18 protein-coding genes and 1 pseudogene are annotated in these 19,221 nt (G+C 36.7%); 15 read left to right on the forward strand and 4 right to left on the reverse strand.

From position 1 onward, the window contains the following. The first annotated feature begins 53 nt into the window (after nucleotides 1-53). From H8744_RS18905 to H8744_RS12235, 11 genes and pseudogenes are all read left to right on the forward strand, one after another. Nucleotides 54-742 (forward strand): annotated as a pseudogene (locus H8744_RS18905) (IS66 family transposase). A gap of 226 nt (nucleotides 743-968) precedes the next feature. Beyond that, complete coding sequence (locus tag H8744_RS12190; RefSeq protein ID WP_439649358.1) at nucleotides 969-1,922, forward strand: glycosyltransferase; 954 nt, start codon at nucleotides 969-971, stop codon at nucleotides 1,920-1,922. A 12-nt stretch (nucleotides 1,923-1,934) separates the two neighbouring features. After that, nucleotides 1,935-3,044: an EpsG family protein gene (locus tag H8744_RS12195; RefSeq protein WP_262435091.1), complete on the forward strand. Its 1,110-nt coding sequence runs from the start codon at nucleotides 1,935-1,937 to the stop codon at nucleotides 3,042-3,044. A 33-nt stretch (nucleotides 3,045-3,077) separates the two neighbouring features. Continuing rightward, the gene (locus tag H8744_RS12200; RefSeq protein ID WP_262435092.1) at nucleotides 3,078-3,893 is read left to right on the forward strand and encodes a glycosyltransferase family 2 protein; all 816 of its coding nucleotides are present in this window, start codon (nucleotides 3,078-3,080) and stop codon (nucleotides 3,891-3,893) included. Between the two features lie 10 nt (nucleotides 3,894-3,903). Continuing rightward, the gene (locus H8744_RS12205) at nucleotides 3,904-5,136 is read left to right on the forward strand and encodes a glycosyltransferase family 4 protein (protein ID WP_262435093.1); all 1,233 of its coding nucleotides are present in this window, start codon (nucleotides 3,904-3,906) and stop codon (nucleotides 5,134-5,136) included. After that, complete coding sequence (locus H8744_RS12210) at nucleotides 5,102-5,707, forward strand: GNAT family N-acetyltransferase (protein WP_262435094.1); 606 nt, start codon at nucleotides 5,102-5,104, stop codon at nucleotides 5,705-5,707. Before H8744_RS12205 ends, H8744_RS12210 begins: the two co-directional genes overlap by 35 nt. Before the next feature lie 32 nt (nucleotides 5,708-5,739). Next, complete coding sequence (locus tag H8744_RS12215) at nucleotides 5,740-6,960, forward strand: DegT/DnrJ/EryC1/StrS family aminotransferase (protein ID WP_262435095.1); 1,221 nt, start codon at nucleotides 5,740-5,742, stop codon at nucleotides 6,958-6,960. Nucleotides 6,961-7,029: 69 nt separating this feature from the next. Beyond that, nucleotides 7,030-7,617, forward strand: coding sequence for a sugar transferase (locus H8744_RS12220; protein ID WP_262435096.1), 588 nt, complete (start codon nucleotides 7,030-7,032; stop codon nucleotides 7,615-7,617). Nucleotides 7,618-7,963: 346 nt separating this feature from the next. Further along, nucleotides 7,964-8,431, forward strand: a complete 468-nt coding sequence (locus H8744_RS12225; RefSeq protein WP_262435097.1) for an HU family DNA-binding protein — start codon at nucleotides 7,964-7,966, stop codon at nucleotides 8,429-8,431. A gap of 31 nt (nucleotides 8,432-8,462) precedes the next feature. Continuing rightward, the gene (locus H8744_RS12230) at nucleotides 8,463-8,558 is read left to right on the forward strand and encodes a smalltalk protein (RefSeq protein WP_305067497.1); all 96 of its coding nucleotides are present in this window, start codon (nucleotides 8,463-8,465) and stop codon (nucleotides 8,556-8,558) included. A gap of 128 nt (nucleotides 8,559-8,686) precedes the next feature. Then, nucleotides 8,687-9,241: a hypothetical protein gene (locus H8744_RS12235; RefSeq protein ID WP_262435099.1), complete on the forward strand. Its 555-nt coding sequence runs from the start codon at nucleotides 8,687-8,689 to the stop codon at nucleotides 9,239-9,241. Nucleotides 9,242-9,462: 221 nt separating this feature from the next. Here H8744_RS12235 and H8744_RS12240 read toward each other — a convergent pair whose 3' ends face one another. From H8744_RS12240 to phoB, 4 genes are all read right to left on the reverse strand, one after another. Next, on the reverse strand, nucleotides 9,463-10,269 hold the full coding sequence (locus H8744_RS12240) for a nucleotidyl transferase AbiEii/AbiGii toxin family protein (protein WP_262435100.1): 807 nt from the start codon (nucleotides 10,267-10,269) through the stop codon (nucleotides 9,463-9,465). Next, nucleotides 10,266-11,078, reverse strand: coding sequence for a type IV toxin-antitoxin system AbiEi family antitoxin domain-containing protein (locus H8744_RS12245; protein WP_262435101.1), 813 nt, complete (start codon nucleotides 11,076-11,078; stop codon nucleotides 10,266-10,268). Before H8744_RS12245 ends, H8744_RS12240 begins: the two co-directional genes overlap by 4 nt. A gap of 671 nt (nucleotides 11,079-11,749) precedes the next feature. Continuing rightward, nucleotides 11,750-13,528: a two-component system sensor histidine kinase PhoR gene (phoR, locus tag H8744_RS12250; RefSeq protein ID WP_262435102.1), complete on the reverse strand. Its 1,779-nt coding sequence runs from the start codon at nucleotides 13,526-13,528 to the stop codon at nucleotides 11,750-11,752. Nucleotides 13,529-13,533: 5 nt separating this feature from the next. Further along, nucleotides 13,534-14,223 carry a two-component system response regulator PhoB gene (gene phoB, locus H8744_RS12255; protein ID WP_262435103.1) on the reverse strand — a complete coding sequence of 230 codons (690 nt, stop codon included), beginning with the start codon at nucleotides 14,221-14,223 and terminating at the stop codon, nucleotides 13,534-13,536. A gap of 178 nt (nucleotides 14,224-14,401) precedes the next feature. On the opposite strand from phoB, the gene H8744_RS12260 reads away from it, so the two are divergent. The 4 genes from H8744_RS12260 to H8744_RS12275 all read left to right on the forward strand — a co-directional run bounded on the left by H8744_RS12260 (nucleotide 14,402) and on the right by H8744_RS12275 (nucleotide 19,208). Continuing rightward, entirely contained in the window at nucleotides 14,402-15,595 is a 1,194-nt protein-coding gene (locus H8744_RS12260) for a hypothetical protein (protein WP_262435104.1), read from the forward strand. An 89-nt stretch (nucleotides 15,596-15,684) separates the two neighbouring features. Continuing rightward, nucleotides 15,685-16,506, forward strand: a complete 822-nt coding sequence (locus H8744_RS12265) for a DUF3805 domain-containing protein (protein ID WP_262435105.1) — start codon at nucleotides 15,685-15,687, stop codon at nucleotides 16,504-16,506. Next, the gene (locus H8744_RS12270; protein ID WP_262435106.1) at nucleotides 16,507-18,375 is read left to right on the forward strand and encodes an ABC-F family ATP-binding cassette domain-containing protein; all 1,869 of its coding nucleotides are present in this window, start codon (nucleotides 16,507-16,509) and stop codon (nucleotides 18,373-18,375) included. It abuts the gene before it with no gap. Next, nucleotides 18,372-19,208: a histidinol-phosphatase gene (locus H8744_RS12275; RefSeq protein WP_262435107.1), complete on the forward strand. Its 837-nt coding sequence runs from the start codon at nucleotides 18,372-18,374 to the stop codon at nucleotides 19,206-19,208. Before H8744_RS12270 ends, H8744_RS12275 begins: the two co-directional genes overlap by 4 nt. Nucleotides 19,209-19,221 lie beyond the last annotated feature (13 nt).

Consider the following 19,221-nt stretch of genomic DNA (forward strand, 5'->3'; position numbering starts at 1 on the left):
AAACCTACTCACTGAACCCTATAAATTATAGTGAAGGTATGGCAGCCGATTAAATAGACCGATACATTCAATACCTTGCCGAGCAGAATCAGGAACTAAGGCTGACAAGTGATGCCATGAAACTTGTTCTGGAAGATTTCATGATCCAGATGCAGGAACTGAAGGATCAGATGGCATCTATGGAATCGAAACACTCTGAATTAGAGGAACGTTTTTCTGCAAAACATAAATTTCGCAAATCAGCGGAATGCAAGGTGAAGTCACTTCAAGAAGAACTTGATTACGCAAATCAAGAACGTTTTGGTGACAGACGTCAAAAGATAAACTCTAAAGCCCCAAAGAGTGCCCCTGACCGGAAAAAGGAGAAAGATGATTATGATGGTACCGATGAGACGCTTCGCACGGATTCAGTTGCTCATGCCCGTTCCCAAGAGGCAAAAGAGTCATCCAGGAAAGCACGTGATTTATCCAATCGTCTTGACGGGAACTTCCGATAGACAACAATCTAGCCGAGCGAACCATCCGAAAGCTGACGACTCAACGTAACAGTTCACTTCATTATGGAAGTGATGCCGGTGCTGAGATGGCTGCTACTTATCACAGTGTGATTGGAACGGTAAAGCTTCATGGAAGTTCTATCTGGAACTTCATCGGAACTTTATTCAAAAATATCTTTAACGGGTGCAGGGATTATGTTAATATGGTTCCTGACAAAATCATTTTGGCTACCTGCCAATGTTAAATTCAAAACTAATTAATTAACAAAACTCGGTTTAGGGCACAGTTATGTACCCTTTCAAAGGGGGATGTCCTAAATTGAGTGCTTACAATACGTCAAAATAAGACGTTTACAAAAGTCTCAAATGGTTAATGTTACTAAATATAATGATCAAGAACAGATATTGGTAAGTATCTGTTGTACAGTCTATAATCATTCTGCTTATATAAGGCAATGTATAGACGGATTTATGATGCAAAAAACGAATTTTAGGTATGAGGTACTGATACATGATGATGCTTCTACTGATGGGACTCAAGGTATTATTCGTGAGTACGAAAGGAAGTATCCTGAAATAATAAAACCTATATATCAAAAAGAAAATCAATACAGTAAAGGAGGAAGGATTTCAATTCGTTTTAATATTCCTAGGGCAAAAGGGAAATATATAGCTTTTTGTGAAGGAGACGATTATTGGATTGATCCTCTAAAATTGCAAAAACAAGTGGATTTATTAGAGAATGATATATCCATAGGAATGGTAAATACAGATGTTGATGTTTTATATCAAGAATCTAATTACTATTTGAGGAATTACAACAAATCTAAGCGTTTATCTAATAATAAATATGTTTCAGGGAATGTTCCGATTGAGGTATTGTTGAATAGTCAATATTTAATAAAAACTCCTACAGTTTTAATTAGAAAGAAACTATTTGATAATTATTTGAAATCGGAAGAATGTACCTATATACGAGAGCATTTTCCAATGGGAGATACCCCCATATGGGTTTTTTTTGCAAAAGAATCAAAAATATTTTATTTAGATGAAGTTACAACTGTATACAGAAGGCATAAAGGCTCTGCAAGTAATCAAATAAATTTTAGAAATAAGTTGTATTTTAGTCTGTTAAGTGCTGAGTTAAAAATATTTTATATAGAAAAATATAAAATTAAAGATGATTCTTTTGTGAAATTTGCTTATAAGTTATATGAAAATAATTTATTGTCATATTTGAGCTTTGTTCCAGATTATAATTATACTTATAAACTAAATAACAAAATTGAGGATAGAATAAATAAATTACGAAGAAATTTATTTATTCGTCTATTTTATCGGATAAAATATTGTGTACATCATATTTTGTTTTTTATGATTCAGGATAGTTATTATTACTTTAGGAAAATAGTTGATTCTTTTTAAGATAATTAAGGCGTGAACTATTCTTTTTCATTCTTGGATTTATTTCCATATTTATTATTAGTTATTATTTGTTTCTACATAGGATTTCATAAATTAAAAAATGTAGATTCTGGTAAATTAATCTGTATTGTAGTAATCGTATTTTCAGCGATAAGGGTTGGCATAGGATATGACTATTATGGTTATATGAATCTAATTCTGAAAAATGTTCCAGATTATTCAATAGAAAGAATAGAGCCTTTGGCGAAATTATTAATGGAATTTTCTTATTGGACACATTATCAACTTTTTTTTGTAATAACTTCATTTTTAACTTTATATCCTTTGTATTTAGTTTCAAAAAAATATTCTGAAAATGTAAATCTTTCTTTGATAGTATATTTGCTTTTTCCTATATTTTTTTTGGAGAGTTTAAGTATTATAAGAAATGCTGTTGCGTATACATTTATCTTTTGGGCATTTTATTATTTCTTACAGCATAGATATTTGTTGTATACTATTATAAGTGTAATTGCAATAGGATTTCATATATCTGCGTGCATAGGATTATTGTTGCCATTGGTATATCTTTTTCAGTGTCAAAAAAAATGGAATATGTTGTTTTATATCTTCTCTTTGTTTTCATCATCAATTTTGATGGCTCTTTTGTCTAATATTTCATCAACATTTCCTTTTTTAGAAAGTGTTGAGTATTATGTAAATAATGGATATATTGGTTCGGGGAATACTATGAAAATAGTTATTAATATGATAGCTATTTTTAATTTGTTTTTTTGGAGAGAATTGGAAAGTAGAAGTGAAAAGTCTAAATTATGGCTGAATATAACTAATTTTGGTGCGATTATTTGGAATTTGTTCAGCTTTGAAGGTACTTTATGCCTTAGACTATCTTCCTTTTTTCTTTTATTTTTAATTTTATTATTGCCTTCATATTTGTATATTTTTAAACGAAAGTACAGACAAGTGATTTCTTTTTTATTTTGTACATTTTTTATTTTGCTTTTTAGTTCTTCATTTTATATAAATATATTTGCTCATATGAAAACAGGATGTAAAATGTCTGCTTTACCTTACCAGACTATTTTTTATTCAGTGGAATATCCACTTTATGTTAATGAATAATTTGTTTTTATCCTAATTGATTGATAAGGAAAGATGAAACGAGTCTCGATAATTCTACCATCTTACAAGCCTAATTTTTATATATACGATTGTATTAGATCAGTTTGTGAACAAACATTGGATATAAGTTTATTTGAATTAATTATTGTATTGAATGGTTGTGATGAACCATATTATTCAAATATTGATAATTATTGCTCTGACATACAAAAGAAGCCTTTTATACAAATAATACAGATAGATGAACCGGGAGTTTCTAATGCAAGAAATATTGGAATGAATGTAGCTCGGGGAGAATATATTTGTTTTTTAGATGATGATGACATATTATCCCCTACCTATATAGAAAAATTGTTATTAGTTTCATCTTCTTCGTGCGTTGGATTGGCCAATGTCAAAAGTTTTGTGAAATATATAGAAGAAAGTAATGATGATTTTTTCTTATCTAAATATTATCGAAAACGGAACCTCTTGAAAAAAAAATTATATAATTTTCGCGGTTATTTTTCTGTTCCTGTTGCTAAATTGATACATAAAGATTTAATAGGAAATATACAGTATGATACTCGTTTGTCAAATGGAGAAGATAGTCTTTTTATAACTACTTTATGCCTGCGTATAACTGATTTTAATTTCACTGAAGAAGATGCTATTTATTATGTAAGAATAAGAAGAGGATCTGCTTCGAGACAGAAGATAAAGTTGAAGAAATTACTCTATTTATTGGTACATGAAGAATGGGAATACATTAAACTATTGTATAGAAATAGAGAGACTTCTAAGTTCTTTTTTTTTCTGTCAAGAATTCCAGGAACTTTAAAGAGTATTTGGATTATGTTTCGTAATTAAGCTTTTATTCATGAAAACGATACTTATTATATCAGCCGTTTTTCCTCCTGAACCAGTTGTCTCATCCCAACTATCTTTTGATATAGCAACTGAATTATCAAAAGATTGGAAAGTTGTTGTACTTCATCCTGAAGCGACACGTCCTGAGGGATTTGATTTTAGAAATGTCTGTGAACTGAATAATAATTTTGAAAATATTACACTTCCTTCCTATGTATGCCCCCAATCTACGATTATAGGACGATCTCGTGAAAGTTATGCATTTGGAGTTGAGTGTCGGAAATATATAAAAAAAAAGCGTACTGAACTTGCTTGTATTTATATGAATTCATGGCCGTTGTTTTCTCAATTATTGATTGTAAAAACTGCAAAGAAATATGCTATTCCTTGTTTTGTACACGTACAAGACATCTATCCAGAATCTTTTACCAATAAGTTAAAAAGAGGTGCTTTAAAACATTTACTATATAAAGTATTGTTGCCCATTGATAGATATATTCTAAGCCATGCTACTCATGTATTAGCAATATCAGCTAATATGAAATTGTATCTTGCAGAGACTCGAGGAATCGATGCTGATAAGATAATGACTGTTGAAAATTGGCAAGATGAAAGGAAGTTTATTGCATATCGCAAGGCTATAGGGTATAGAGAACGGGCAGAGGATAGATTGACTTTTATGTATTTGGGGAATAATGGTCCAGTAGCTGGAGTTGAATTACTTATCACTTGTTTTGCGAAAGCTTATTTGCCCAATTCCAGATTAGTTATAGCAGGAAACGGATCAAGGAAAGAGATTTGTAAAGAGTTGGCACAAAATTATCCTGAAGCATGTATTGAATTTTGGGATGTTCCAGATGGAAAAGTTCCTGAAATACAACATCAGGCGGATGTAATGTTATTACCTGTAAAGAAAGGAGCGGCAATGAGTTCTATTCCATCTAAATTGCCGGCATATATGTTTTCTCAAAAAACAATTATTGGATCATTGGATTTGGAAAGTGATACTGCGAAAGCTATTATAAAAGCAAACTGTGGCTTAGTGGTAGAACCGGAGAATGAGCAAATGTTGATCAATGCTTTTCAAGAAGTCGCTGGATGGAATGTGCAAATGTTGAAACAAAAGGGAGAGAATGGTTTTGAGTATGCAATAAGTCGTTTTTCCCGCAAACATAATCTTTCATTAATCACGAACTTAATACGAAACTATGTCTCAAAGAATATGTCCTATAAGCAAGAATGAAATAAATGCTTTGGTTATAATTCATACAAGTGCTTTTGCTGATTTTTTTCTAACAAAGTTGGGAAAACGCTTCCTAAGAGTTTATTACTCTTCTGTATTATCACATCCGGAGGGTATTTTATTGGGATGCTATGACGAAAATCGTTTAATTGGTTTTTGTGCAGCAACAATTAACTCTAATGGATTTAATAAACGTCTCATCATATCTCACTTTTTTGATTTTGCAATTGAAGCTTTTATTCTATTGTTTACTAATATAAAAGCTTTGAAAAGACTGTATCTGAATTTGTCGAAAAGCGATAGTATGAATACGGATGAAGGTAAATATGCAGAACTACTTTCTATCGGAGTAGATAAGGCATGTCAGGGGAGAGGGGTAGGTAAACTACTATTAATAGAACTGGAGGAGGAAGTAAAACGTAGAGGGGCGAAAAAACTTTCCTTAACAACAGATTTTCATCACAATGAACAAGCGCTTGTTTTTTATCGCTCTATGGGCTATCGGGTATTTTATGATTTTACTTCTTATCCGGATAGAGAAATGTTTCGCTTAATAAAGTCCCTAAATTAAATAAATTCATTTTGTAATAATATAATTCACTCATGAAAATTCCTTTTTCACCGCCTTACATTGATGAAACAGTCATCAATGAAGTGGTTGATTCTTTACGTTCAGGCTGGATTACTTCCGGTCCAAAAGTGAAAGCATTGGAGCTAGAAATAAAGACCTTTTCCGGTGCAAACGAAGTGCTTTGCGTTAATTCTTGGACATCAGGAGCCATTATGATGCTTCGTTGGCTGGGGGTGACTACAGAGGACGAAGTGATTGTTCCGGCCTATACGTATAGCGCTACGGCATTGGCAGTGCTTCATGCAGGTGCAAAGCCTGTAATGGTGGATTCCGGAGCGGATTTTAATATTTCGGTAGAAGCAATCCGAAAAGCGATTACCCCAAGAACAAAAGCGATTATCCCGGTAGATATTGCCGGTTTCCCTTGTGATTATGATCGTATCATGGCATTAGTGACAGAACCGGAAATACAAAGATCATTTCAGGCTACTTCTACTATACAGGAAAAGTTAGGGCGTATCTTAGTAATGAATGATGCTGCACATTCCTTAGGGGCTTATTATAGCAAGAACCAAAGAACGGGTTGTGAAACAGATGTGGCAATTTTTTCACTTCATGCAGTAAAGAATGTGACCACTGCAGAGGGTGGAGCTATTTGCCTGAATTTGCCTGAACCATTTGATAATGAAGAACTATACAATGAATTGCGGATGACAAGTTTAAATTGTCAGACAAAAGACGCTTTCTCGAAATCGAAAGCAGGAGGGTGGCGTTATGACATTACTGGTTTCGGTATGAAGATTAACATGGCGGATGTAAATGCTGCTATTGGATTGGCACAAATCAGGGAATATCCGAAATTACTGCAAGAACGCAAGCGAGTATTTAATACTTATTCGGAAGCTTTTTCACAATGTGAATGGGCTGTTACCCCACCATCGGTACAGGGAGAACGAGAAACTTCTTATCATATCTATGCGCTTCGTATCAAAGGATTCACCGAAGAGCAGCGTGACAGAATGATTGACGAAATTGCTAAGAGTGAGGTGGCAGTAAACGTTCACTTTATACCGATGCCTATGCTTTCTTTCTTTAAGTCAATGGGATATGATATTCAAAATTATCCACAGGCTTATGAGAATTTTAAATGCGAAATATCTCTGCCGATCTATCCTCAGTTGGATAGAGAAAAGCTAAATTTTATCATTGAAACGGTAAAAGCAGCCTATATAGTTGCTTCTGGCTATAATTAGCAGCTTGCACAACAAGGTATTGGTATTCTACAGTAACGATATTCTTTCAGTCACTAATCCTTTCTTAAATTGATTCGCTTTTTTGATATTTTATTTTCCTTTCTGGGGATTGTTTTGCTCTCTCCCGTTTTTCTTTGTTTATATGTTGGTATTTGCCTGGAAAGTAGGGGCGGAGGTTTCTATAGCCAGCTACGTGTAGGACGTAATGGTAAGGACTTTTATGTATATAAGTTTCGTTCCATGCGTATGGGGGCAGACAAGCAGGGGTTGATAACTGTGGGAGGGCGTGATTCGCGGATTACTCGTGTTGGCTATTTTATCCGTAAATATAAATTGGATGAATTACCGCAGTTATTCAATGTACTGAAAGGAGATATGAGTTTAGTAGGACCTCGTCCTGAAGTTCGGAAGTATGTAGAACTATATACTGAAGCGCAGAAAAAAGTATTGTCCGTTCGTCCTGGAATTACTGATTATGCATCTATAGAATATGTGGATGAGAATGCGATATTAGGACGGGCAAAGGATGCAGACAAAGTATATGTGGAGCAAATTCTGCCAGATAAGATACGCTATAATATGAAGTATATAGAGCATCGGTCGGTGAAGGAGTATTTTAAGATCATATATTTAACTATATGGAGTATTGTACGTTGATGAAACGTTTGATATGCATTATGAAGTTTATACTTATCCCATACTATATCTGGAAAAAGTAATGAATTTAGTTCAAATAAAAAAAGCCGTTACCTAAAGTATTTAGTTGCTTGGTAATGGCTTTTTTTTAAAAGAGAGTTTTTAAAGTGTACTTGATATTTGCATAGGTGAATTGTTTATGTTTGTAATCTTTTTGATTAATAACACCTTACAACTTTTCTGGTAAAAACTGTCTTCTGAGTCCCGTTTTCTTTTGCCATCTACGGGCAAATCTCCACCTTTGCAGTGTTGATCAACGAAACGTGAACGAAAAAAACGATTAGTAACATTAAAAGAGGAGGTTATTATGCCTTTATTTTACAGAGCGGTGCAAGCACCGATTGCAAACAAAGCGGGAGAGAAATTATATCACCTGAATCTGGTGAAAGTGGGAACAACAGTTACTACCAGGCAACTGGCGGAATCGATAGCGGAAAAATCATCACTGACCCCGGGTGATGTACAAAACGTGGTATGCAACTTGATGACAGTAATGCGTGAACAATTATTGAACAGTCGCACAGTACGCCTGGATGGTTTGGGGACATTCACGATGAAAGCCCGTACGAGGGGGATGGGGGCTGAAAGCGCCGATAAGGTGAATCCGAATCAGATTACTGCCTTGAAATGTCAATTTACTCCTGAATATACCCGTCCCGCTGCCATTGGCACGACTCGTGCATTGATACAGGGGGTGCAGTTTGCTCATGCTGATTTGCTGAAAATGAAAGGAGGGGCTGAAGAGGGAGATCATGGTGAAGACCCGACAGTTTAAAAAAGTGAATAATTAAAAATAGAAAATGAAGATGAAAAAAACGCTTTGGAATACGATTTTGAAAGTTGTGATAGCTATTGCAAGCGCTCTTGCCGGAGTATTCGGAGGACAAGCGATAATGGCTTAGCCAATATGTAGCAAAGATTAAGGGTGAACAAAAAATCTCCCGGGAGTTTCAAAGAATGGTATAACCATCCGCGATAGCGTATTGTAGCTTGCCTGTAGAATTATTAACCTTGCCATAAAAATAAAATTATGGATAAAGTTGAACTCTACAGGCAGTTTTTTTCTGCTTTTAAAGAACTATGTGCTTCAGGAAAGCAGCCAGGTTCATTTAGTGAATATTGTCTAGAACATGGGGTGTCTCAATGGCAAATGGCAATAGTTCTCAAGGATGAATACCAACCGGTACAAACTATTACAGGATATAGAAGAATAACCGGAAAAGGCCTCCTTTACTCTAAAATTTACGAGGATTTTAAAGAACTGTGTGCTGAAGGAAAGCAACCGGGAACATTCCAAAGTTTTTGTGACAAACAAGGAGTAACCCGTAAGCAAACATACGCCTATCTCAAATCCCATAAACTAAAGGTTGTCGGTTTGCCCGGATACTCGAGACCGACAGGGTATAAACGTCAACAATACCAGGAAGTACCTTTTGAAGACATTATCTTTGAAGAAGCAGGTTTTCTTCCCTCCACCCTTGACCGTGTTATAACAGTGAAAGTGGATGGCCACGTAACTGTCAGCTTTCCCTCTGACACAGATATTTGTAATAGGTTTTTCTTGACCCATCAAGGAAGTACTTGAATATAGAATTCCCTTTATATTTTTCAGCTTCCTCCTTGACTGATATATATTTTTGTTTTCTTTTATCAGTCTCTGCTTTAGGCTACAACACAATTTTCGGCTTATCATCGTATATTAACGATGGCACTTCTAAGTCATCCAAACTATATTTGAATGATTTATAACACTTTCCGTTCGTCGATTTATCTAAAAAATTTAAAATTCGCTCCATAAATCTCAGGTTATTCTATATCATTCTCCGTAGCTAACTTATCAATAATGAACTCCTTCACAATCTTATATGCCTGCTGCACATCATAAATTTCATCCGGACGCAAAAGAGTTTTGGTGTCTCCTAAAAATTCTTCATTTTTCATTTTGTCTTCCATGTTTGAAATATATAATTTATAAGAAGGCTTCTTTTCTTCCTTTTCCATGTATCCTTTGAAACAGCATATTACATTATCAGGGTTAAGTTCCGGATTTTGCAGAGCTTTATATAAATCGTATAAGTCTCTGCCTTTGCGCCTTTCATACAAAGCCCTAACTTTGGTTCCGACAAGTTCGTCCAGCTTATAGGTCTTAATTCTGCAACTTCCCGAGAACCATAAGTTGTTCATTTCGAAATCTACTTCTTCCAACCCCAACATATTAAAATGCTCACGACAATTTATTTCTACCTTGAGTTTAATCGGAAGAACAGGAGGAATAGAAGATTCTGTCCGAAAAATCAGTGTATTGTTATTCTTTTTTTGCTTCACTTTTGGTTCCCCTAAAAAGGATAACACATCCCGTAGCCTGTCTATTGTCGGTTTTATAGGTTCGGCTTTAATCTGGACAAGGTCGATATCTTCGCTGTATCTGGGTTGAGGGGAAAGGTACAACTTATGGAGCGCTGTTCCACCACGAAAAGCGAGACGTCCAGCCAGATAATCATCGCTGAAAATTGCGACTAAAGCCCTGCATATAATTAAATCTTGCTCTACTTGCTTGGCGTCAGTCCAAGGTACAATATTTCTCCATTGCGTGATTGCTATTTCCGGTATCATTCGTCAATTTCTATTTCTTCGTTAATTACTAATCTCCATCGTTTATTATAGGGAGCTTGCTCTGTATCATTTTCAGGTTTAAGCAAAGATTTTCTAAAGGATACACCAGCTTGTATGGCTTTATCACACAGTACTTGCGCAATTTCCTTATATTCAAGCACTTCATCTAAAATATATCCTAAACGCTGTACTGTAGTGGAAGGGAAATAAGTAAAAAAATCATTATCTACCCTGTTAAAATCCAATTCTTCGGCTAGCTCATTTAAAACCGTACCAGCCCTACTTAACCCACCAATTTCATATTGGTAAAAAATTAAATCCATAGCCGTCAATTCCGGGCCGGATATTTTTATATAACCTGTTTTAGTTGTTTTTTGCTGTATGTAATCCGACGGAATCGACTTTTTACCGACAAAGTTTATTTTTACTTCATTCTTATGTTTATCCCTGTAATTTCCTTTATCGGTGATTATCGTCAATTCTTGGGGTTGTTGGTGAGAAGCTCCATAAAAGGCAGCTGCATTTAATAACCCGATATAATATTCTCTATTAAGATAGGTCATTAATTGGTCTATATAGACAGTAGGGGGAACAGAACCTTTTAATTCATACTCTACAGGGACAATCACATAAAAACCTTTCCACACAGATTGTATTTTTCCGGCTTCCACCAATCTCCAAAGAGAAACCCGCTTATTATTGGCTGTCGTTCGAGGAAATTGAGTATTGACTTCATCCAAAGAAAAGGTTATTTTTCCTTTCTTGGGTAAATCTAAAATCCAGTTTCTTATTTTTTGCTCTCTTTCCATTCCATGAAAATTACATTTCGGTTGCGAAGATATACATTTTTTGTGCATTATCGCGGATAATTCGACTTTTGTTTGGTATTTATGTTCTTAAACATAAATACAATTGAAATATCAACCGCGATAATATACATATACAGTGTATTATTGCGATTGAATTGTATTTCGAGGATTTCAGTACATGACAAAAATAAATAATCAGCTGATAGTCATATAATTATCATCCAATATGCTTGTATAAAGCCTTAGAAATTAGTATCTTTAAAGAAAAGTTTGACCGCTTTTTCTATGATGACTAATCCTAAGGCTTCCTACAAACATAGTGATTTATTAGACAAGTTGAATGTATTTTTCGGTGAAAGTATGAATTTGGCTCGAATAAAGTTTATCTCGCTTATGATTTTAGCGTTATGCAAGGTTCAAACAGTGAGTTTCTATAAGCTCTCAACTGCTTTTGAGAGTGGTTCCGAAGCCCTATCTTGCATGCGTAGAATCCAACGCTTCATGTCGGCTTATGTACTGGACTTTGATATAATCGCACGCTTCATTATGATGGCGAGATGTTGTGTCTTTAAAAATAGAACGGAGAGAATATTTATGTTTGCCCTCTTCGACATCTAAAAGATCTATAACTGGCTGCTGTTTATCAGTTAGGTCAGTACAATATACATCTATCACCTTTCTTTTGCCAATGTAAATACAAATTCCAATCCTCCGCCTTGATTATTCTTGGCTGAGATATTTCCACCATGAATGATTACGGCATTTTTTACAATGGCAAGTCCCAGTCCTGTTCCACCTAATTTACGGGAACGTCCTTTATCTACCCGATAAAAACGTTCGAACAACCGGTTCAGATGTTCGGGAGAAACGCCTACACCGGTATCGGCAAAGCTGAAATAGTAAAAACTTTCATCTTCGCGGAAACAATTGATGTTAATCTGGAAGTTATTTCCCGCATAGGCAATGGCATTATCCATCAGATTGCGGAAAATGGAATATAGCAGTGAATAGTTACCGCGTATCTGGATCTCCTTTTTCAGAGAGTTAACAACGGTGACCTGCTTTTCATCCAATTCAAGGGAAACTTCGTTGACAATATTGTTGACGAGTACACTAATGTCTACTTTTTCCATATCAATCATATTGGCAGCTTCGTCCATGCGGGTCAGTACGGATATGTCCCGCAATAAACGGCTGAGGCGATTGCTTTGGGCATAACAACGTTCTAAAAAGACGTTTATCTTTTCCCGGGGAATATTATCGTTGCTGACGATGGTTTCAAGATACCCTTGAATGCTACTTACCGGAGTTTTCAGCTCATGGGCTATATTCTGGGTTAGTTGGCGTTTCAGTTGAATTTGTTCTTCTTCCATTGTAACGTCATTGATACTGATTTCGAAGCTCATGTCCTGGAAAATGATACATTCCACAATAAATGTTTTTCCGTTTTTATTGATCGTGATGGACATTCTTTTCTCCTCTTTACTGACAGGGCGTTTGGGTGCTTTGTTGATAAAATCGGTGATTTGCTTCAATTCATTGATTGTAAAGACTTCCTCGGCTGTCTCAAGATTAGAATCTGAAATGAGATTGCTGTATTGGGTGAACAGGTTGTTTACCAGGATTTCCTTCTTGTCCTTATTGAATACACCCAGTCCTTCGTGGGAGATTTGTAAGTGTGTTATCAGTTTCTCACGTTCGATATAAAGTGCCTCTTTTGTTTCATGCAGGCGTTTGTAAATCTGTATGATATGTTGTGATATTTCTCCGAGTTCGTTATGAGGAAATGCCGATTGCATGGCCATCTCGATTGGTTCGTTCCGGTCGGCACGCATGGCGAATTCTCTTAACTGGATGATGGAAGTTCCTAGCCTTTTGGTGAATTTATAAAAGATAATCACCAATAATAAAGTGACGATAGCAGTAAACCAGATATAGTGTGAATCGGCTTTCAGATTATTTATCAGGCTGACATTATAAGGTAATGCAGAACGGACAACATATTCGTCGAATAAGGTTGCCGAGTAAAAATAGGGTATTCCTGTTGTCTCCGATGTCCGACGTACATCAAAGCCTTTGCCTGTCTGTATCGCTTTCACGATTTCAGGCCGGTCGATGTGATTTTCAAGATGATGAGTGTCAGTTTGACAACTATCATAGATAACATTTCCTTTCAAGTCGATCACAGTGACACGTAAGTCTTTCAAGGTATGGGCGGTAATGTATTCGATTAGTTTTTTTTGTGTAACCGGCAAAGTATCGATGGCTTCATGCAGACGTGCATTGTAATCTTGCAATTGTGAATCCAGAAGATCTATTTTATATTCCTTCTCGCGTTGATATTGGTAAGCTATAAAACAACAGGCAAATACGAGAAACAGCGATATGACCGAGAGAAATAACTTCCGGCTGAAAGAAAGAAAGTGTTTATGACTGACAGGTATATTCATTTTATTTATTCCGTTTCAAAACAATATCCATAGCCAAGTCGGGTTACAATTCTTTTTCCATAAATACCTATTTTTTTACGCAAACGGGTGATGTTTACATCGATGGTACGATCGAGTACATATACTTCGTCACTCCATACACGGGCAAGGATGTCTTCACGAGAGAAAACACGGCCTTTGTTTTGCAATAAGAGGAAAAGTATTTCAAACTCTTTTTTAGTCAGAGGGATTTCTTCTCCGTCGATGCAAACTTTCTTTTTTGTGATGTCAATCACTAACGTCTCATAGGTGATTTGCTCGGGTACTTTTTCTGTTTCGATAGTAGACGTACGTCGTAAGACTGCTTTTACGCGGGCTATTACTTCGCGCAGGGAGAATGGTTTGGATATATAGTCGTCGGCTCCTAAGTTGAAACCGGTTACCGTATCGTTCTCAGTGTCTTTAGCCGTGATAAAAATGATCGGAACCTGAGCTGTCTTCTTATCTTTTTTCAGCATGTTGGCCATCTTAAAACCGGAAATCTCGCCCATCATTACATCTAATAACAGTAGGTTGTAACTGCTGATATCCATTTTTAAGGCTTCTTCGGCTGAATTTGCTGTATCTACTTCGTAACCTTCGTTTTCGAGATTGAACTTCAGAATTTCGCAAAGGTCCTCTTCATCATCGACAACTAAAATACGGTAATCGTTCATTGTATTCTCTTTTTTAATTATAGTGTCACAAATATAATCTTTATTCTTTATTCGCTGCAAAGATGGGGACTTTTTGTTACGACAAAGTGAAACACGTGTTACAATTTTATTACGACTTTATATATTTCAACAAAAAAGATTTATCTTTGTTATGTCTTAACAAGTTGATGACTATAAAATGATAAAAATAGATTTGAAACAACGTAAAAGGGAATTACTTGGTGTTATCACTATATTGCTTGTCGTTGTAATCGGTATGTCTATTTATAAATATACCACTTTCCGGTCCGGTTTTGAAATAGTAGATGAACTTGGGGGAAATGTTTTTCCCTCCGCAATATTGTCTGTGGCAACTACGGATGCTCAGGTCATTCAACCTATTGATTCCAATTATATTGGCAATCCTAAGTCATGCATCGCTATAAAGGTGAAATCTCGTTCGGCATACAGCCGAGTACGTATAGAAGTTGCCGAAACTCCTTTTTTCTCTCGTTCCGTATCGGAATTTGTATTGGAGAAACCGCGGAAGGAATATACCATTTATCCTGAAATTATTTGGAACTATGAGGCATTAAAAAACAATCCGCAGGCGGAGCCTATCAGTGTGGCAGTGAGTGTGGAAATGAATGGGGATGATTTAGGACAGCGGGTCCGTACGTTTTCGGTACGTAGTATTAACGAATGTTTGCTGGGATACGTCTCCAATGGTACCAAGTTTCATGATACCGGTATCTTTTTTGCAGCATATGTAAATGAAGAAAACCCTATGATCGATAAATTACTCCGTGAGGCACTGAACACCCGGATAGTCAATCGTTTTCTCGGATATCAGAGTAAAACACCCGGAGCAGTGGATAAACAAGTGTATGCTTTGTGGAATGTGTTGCAAAAACGTAATTTTAAATATAGTTCTGTGTCGAATACCAGTTTGTCGAGCAACGTTGTGTATTCCCAAAGAGTACGTACATTCGATGATGCCTTGGAATCGTCTCAAATAAATTGTGTAGATGGCAGTGTTCTGTTCGCTTCTTTGCTTCGTGCCATCAATATAGAGCCGATTCTTGTACGGACACCGGGACATATGTTTGTTGGTTATTATACAGATAATTCGCATAAAGAAATGAATTTTCTAGAGACAACGATGATCGGGGATGTAGATTTGGATGACTTTTTTCCCGATGAACAGCTGGATTCTACCATGGTAGGTAAATCACAGAATCAGATGTCACTACTTACCTTTGAGAAATCGAAGCAGTATGCGAATAAGAAATATAAAGAAAATGAGAAAGGAATTCATTCCGGTCGAGTAAATTATATGTTTTTGGAGATTTCAAAAGATGTCCGGAGACAGATTCAACCAATAGGACGATAGATTTATTTCCTGTTTTTTGCATATCCGCTTCGGGAATGCTATTTTTGTCGGAATTCTGCTAGGTATAAAAGATAAAAACGAAAATAGATATGGTACAAGGTAAAAAGTTTATTTCTCCGGGAGCTTGGTTTTCCCTTATTTACCCGTCCGATTGGAATGAGTTTGAGGATGGCGAAGGCTCTTTCCTTTTTTATAATCCCAATACATGGACAGGTAATTTCCGTATATCCGCCTATAAAGATGATCCTACAACCAGAAACGGTAAGGAGTATGGCAAAGAAGCGGTACAAATTGAGCTTAAGGAAAATCCATCTTCCAAGCGAGTTAAAATAGGTAACTTGGAATGTGCCTATAGTAAGGAGATGTTTCAGGAAGAAGGAGAATATTATACGACCCATTTATGGATTACCGGAATAGCTAATGTCGCTTTTGAATGCTCGTTCACCGTGCCGAAAGGGGGAGAAGTAAAGGAGGCGGAAGAGGTTATCGCCTCTTTAGAAATTCGGAAAGAAGATCAAAAATATCCTGCGGAGATAATACCGGTACGTCTATCTGAAATTTATGTTATTAATGAAGCCTACGAATGGGTGGTAAATGCCGTAAAGCAGCATTTGAAACAGGATTTTCAAGGATCGGAAGAAGACTTGCCTAAACTCCAACAGTTGATTGACAGCAGTGTGATCAACAAAAAAAAGAAAGAAGAATGGATTGCTATAGGTATTGTTATTTGTTCCATCTTGAACAATGAAGTAGAGGGTTTCGAATGGAAAACATTGGTTGACGGCAATCGTGAAGCTCCCGTATTGCATTATAAAGACGGCATGATCATCGATCCAATGAAGTTGACTTGGAGCAAAATAAAAGCAGGTGAGAACTGCGATGTAGAAGCAGCGTATAAAATTAATGAATAAATGTCTACTTCCTATTTACAAATTGATAATCTGACTAAATCATTTGGAGATTTAGTCTTATTCGAGAATATATCTTTTGGCATTGCTGAAGGTCAACGTATCGGTCTGATTGCAAAGAATGGAACCGGGAAAACTACACTTTTGAATATTATTTCGGGAAAAGAGGGGTATGATACTGGAAACATTGTTTTCAGGCGTGATCTTCGAGTGGCCTATCTGGAACAAGATCCGAAATACCCCGAAGAGTTGACTGTGCTGGAAGCTTGTTTTCATCATGGCAACAGTGTTGTGGAATTGATTAAAGAATACGAACGATGCATGGAGACGGAAGGACATCCCGGATTGGAAGACTTGCTGGTACGTATGGATCATGAAAAAGCCTGGGAATATGAACAGAAAGCAAAGCAGATCCTTTCACAACTGAAAATACGTAATTTTGACCAGCAAATCAAGCATCTTTCCGGAGGGCAACTTAAGCGGGTGGCTTTAGCAAATGCATTGATCACCGAACCCGATTTATTGATCTTGGACGAACCTACCAACCATTTGGATCTTGATATGACGGAGTGGCTGGAGGATTATCTCCGTCGTACAAATCTGAGTTTGCTGATGGTGACGCACGACCGTTATTTTCTGGATCGTGTCTGTTCGGAAATAATAGAAATCGATAACCGGCAAGTTTATCAGTACAAAGGAAATTACAGTTATTATCTGGAAAAACGTCAGGAACGTATCGAAGCTAAAACAGTAGAAATAGAACGTGCCAATAACCTGTATCGTACGGAGCTTGACTGGATGCGCCGGATGCCTCAGGCACGTGGGCACAAAGCACGTTATCGTGAAGAGGCTTTTTATGAACTGGAAAAGGTTGCGAAACAACATCAACGGAATGATAATGTAAAGTTGGAAATGAAAGCTTCCTATATCGGTAGTAAGATTTTTGAAGCGGATCATTTGCAAAAGAGTTTCGGAGATTTAAAAATTCTAGATGACTTCTCTTATATTTTTGCCCGTTATGAAAAGATGGGAATAGTGGGTAATAATGGAACGGGGAAGTCTACCTTTATCAAAATATTGATGGGAGAAGTACAGCCGGATAGCGGTACGTTGGAGATCGGTGAGACGGTTCGTTTTGGTTACTATTCTCAGGATGGTCTTCAGTTTGACGAGCAAATGAAGGTGATCGATGTGGTGCAGGAGATTGCCGAAGTGATAGAACTCGGTAATGGTAAGAAGTTGACAGCTTCTCAATTCCTGCAACATTTCCTGTTTACTCCGGAAACGCAACATAGCTATGTGTATAAGTTGAGCGGGGGAGAACGGCGCCGTTTATATCTTTGTACGGTATTGATGCGCAATCCGAACTTCCTCGTATTGGATGAACCTACCAATGACCTCGATATTATCACACTGAATGTGCTTGAGGAATACCTCCAGAATTTTAAGGGTTGCGTCATTGTCGTGTCTCATGACCGTTACTTTATGGATAAGGTTGTCGATCATTTGCTGGTGTTCAATGGTCAGGGGGATATTCGTGATTTTCCCGGAAATTACAGTGATTACCGTGATTGGAAAGAAGCAAAAGAGCAAAAGGAAAAAGAGGCGGACAAACCACAAGAGGAGAAGACGGCTCGTGTTCGTTTGAATGAGAAGCGTAAAATGAGTTTCAAAGAAAAACGGGAATTCGAACAGCTTGAAAAAGAAATAGCTGAACTGGAAACGGAGAAAGCACTTATTGAGGAGCAACTTTGCAGCGGTACGCTATCTGTGGAGGAATTGACAGAGAAATCCAAACGTTTGCCGGAAGTGAACGACCTGATTGATGACAAAACTATGCGTTGGTTGGAATTAAGCGAAATAGAATCATGAATTTGACAAATTATCATAGCCATTGTTTGTACTGTGACGGACGTGCCGATATGGAAACCTTCGTTCGTTTTGCAATCAGCAACGGATTTACTTCTTATGGCGTATCTTCGCATGCTCCGTTGCCTTTTCCTACTCCATGGACGATGGAGTGGGATCGGATGGATGACTATCTTTCCGAGTTTCACCGTATTAAAGAAAAATATGTCGATCAAATAGAATTCTATGTCGGTTTGGAGATTGATTATCTCGATGATAACAGCAATCCTTCCATTTCCCGTTTCCGTGAATTGCCATTGGATTATCGTATCGGTTCGGTGCATATGTTGCGCAATGAATGGGGAAATATAGTCGATGTGGATGTGTCTCCGGAAGTATTTCGTAAAATTGTCGATGAGCAGTTTAGCAGAGATCTTGATCGGGTCATTCGTCTTTATTATAGCCAACAGTTCCGGATGTTGGAATTAGGAGGTTTTGATATCTTGGGACATGCGGACAAGATGCATTATAATTCGATGTGTTATCGTCCCGGTTTGTTAGATGAACCTTGGTATGAAAATCTTATGATAGATTATTTTTCAAAGATAGCCCGAAGTGGTTATATGGTGGAAATTAACTCCAAGGCTTATCATCTGTATGGAACGTTTTTTCCAAATGAACGTTATTTTCCCTTATTAAAGGAACTTGGGATTCCGGTTATGGTAAATAGTGATGCCCATATGCCAGAGAAGATTAATGCTGGGCGTCCCGAAGCATTAGCTGCGTTAAAACGTGCAGGTTTTGATTCAGTGATGGAATTACATGAAGGGAAATGGCAAGCAGTGCCTATAAATTGATGTTCGTTGAATG

This window comes from Jilunia laotingensis, from assembly GCF_014385165.1.
Lineage (GTDB): Bacteria > Bacteroidota > Bacteroidia > Bacteroidales > Bacteroidaceae > Bacteroides > Bacteroides laotingensis.

Excerpts from the sequence above, each read along its gene's own strand:
- H8744_RS12240 (WP_262435100.1), bottom strand. The coding sequence starts at position 10,269 with ATGATACCGGAAATAGCAATCACGCAATGGAGAAATATTGTACCTTGG.
- H8744_RS12205 (WP_262435093.1), top strand. The coding sequence starts at position 3,904 with ATGAAAACGATACTTATTATATCAGCCGTTTTTCCTCCTGAACCAGTT.
- H8744_RS12215 (WP_262435095.1), top strand. The coding sequence starts at position 5,740 with ATGAAAATTCCTTTTTCACCGCCTTACATTGATGAAACAGTCATCAAT.
- H8744_RS12210 (WP_262435094.1), top strand. The coding sequence starts at position 5,102 with ATGTCTCAAAGAATATGTCCTATAAGCAAGAATGAAATAAATGCTTTG.
- phoB (WP_262435103.1), bottom strand. The coding sequence starts at position 14,223 with ATGAACGATTACCGTATTTTAGTTGTCGATGATGAAGAGGACCTTTGC.
- H8744_RS12275 (WP_262435107.1), top strand. The coding sequence starts at position 18,372 with ATGAATTTGACAAATTATCATAGCCATTGTTTGTACTGTGACGGACGT.
- H8744_RS12265 (WP_262435105.1), top strand. The coding sequence starts at position 15,685 with ATGGTACAAGGTAAAAAGTTTATTTCTCCGGGAGCTTGGTTTTCCCTT.
- H8744_RS12270 (WP_262435106.1), top strand. The coding sequence starts at position 16,507 with ATGTCTACTTCCTATTTACAAATTGATAATCTGACTAAATCATTTGGA.
- H8744_RS12245 (WP_262435101.1), bottom strand. The coding sequence starts at position 11,078 with ATGGAAAGAGAGCAAAAAATAAGAAACTGGATTTTAGATTTACCCAAG.
- H8744_RS12235 (WP_262435099.1), top strand. The coding sequence starts at position 8,687 with ATGGATAAAGTTGAACTCTACAGGCAGTTTTTTTCTGCTTTTAAAGAA.
- phoR (WP_262435102.1), bottom strand. The coding sequence starts at position 13,528 with ATGAATATACCTGTCAGTCATAAACACTTTCTTTCTTTCAGCCGGAAG.
- H8744_RS12200 (WP_262435092.1), top strand. The coding sequence starts at position 3,078 with ATGAAACGAGTCTCGATAATTCTACCATCTTACAAGCCTAATTTTTAT.
- H8744_RS12190 (WP_439649358.1), top strand. The coding sequence starts at position 969 with ATGATGCAAAAAACGAATTTTAGGTATGAGGTACTGATACATGATGAT.
- H8744_RS12225 (WP_262435097.1), top strand. The coding sequence starts at position 7,964 with ATGCCTTTATTTTACAGAGCGGTGCAAGCACCGATTGCAAACAAAGCG.
- H8744_RS12260 (WP_262435104.1), top strand. The coding sequence starts at position 14,402 with ATGATAAAAATAGATTTGAAACAACGTAAAAGGGAATTACTTGGTGTT.
- H8744_RS12230 (WP_305067497.1), top strand. The coding sequence starts at position 8,463 with ATGAAAAAAACGCTTTGGAATACGATTTTGAAAGTTGTGATAGCTATT.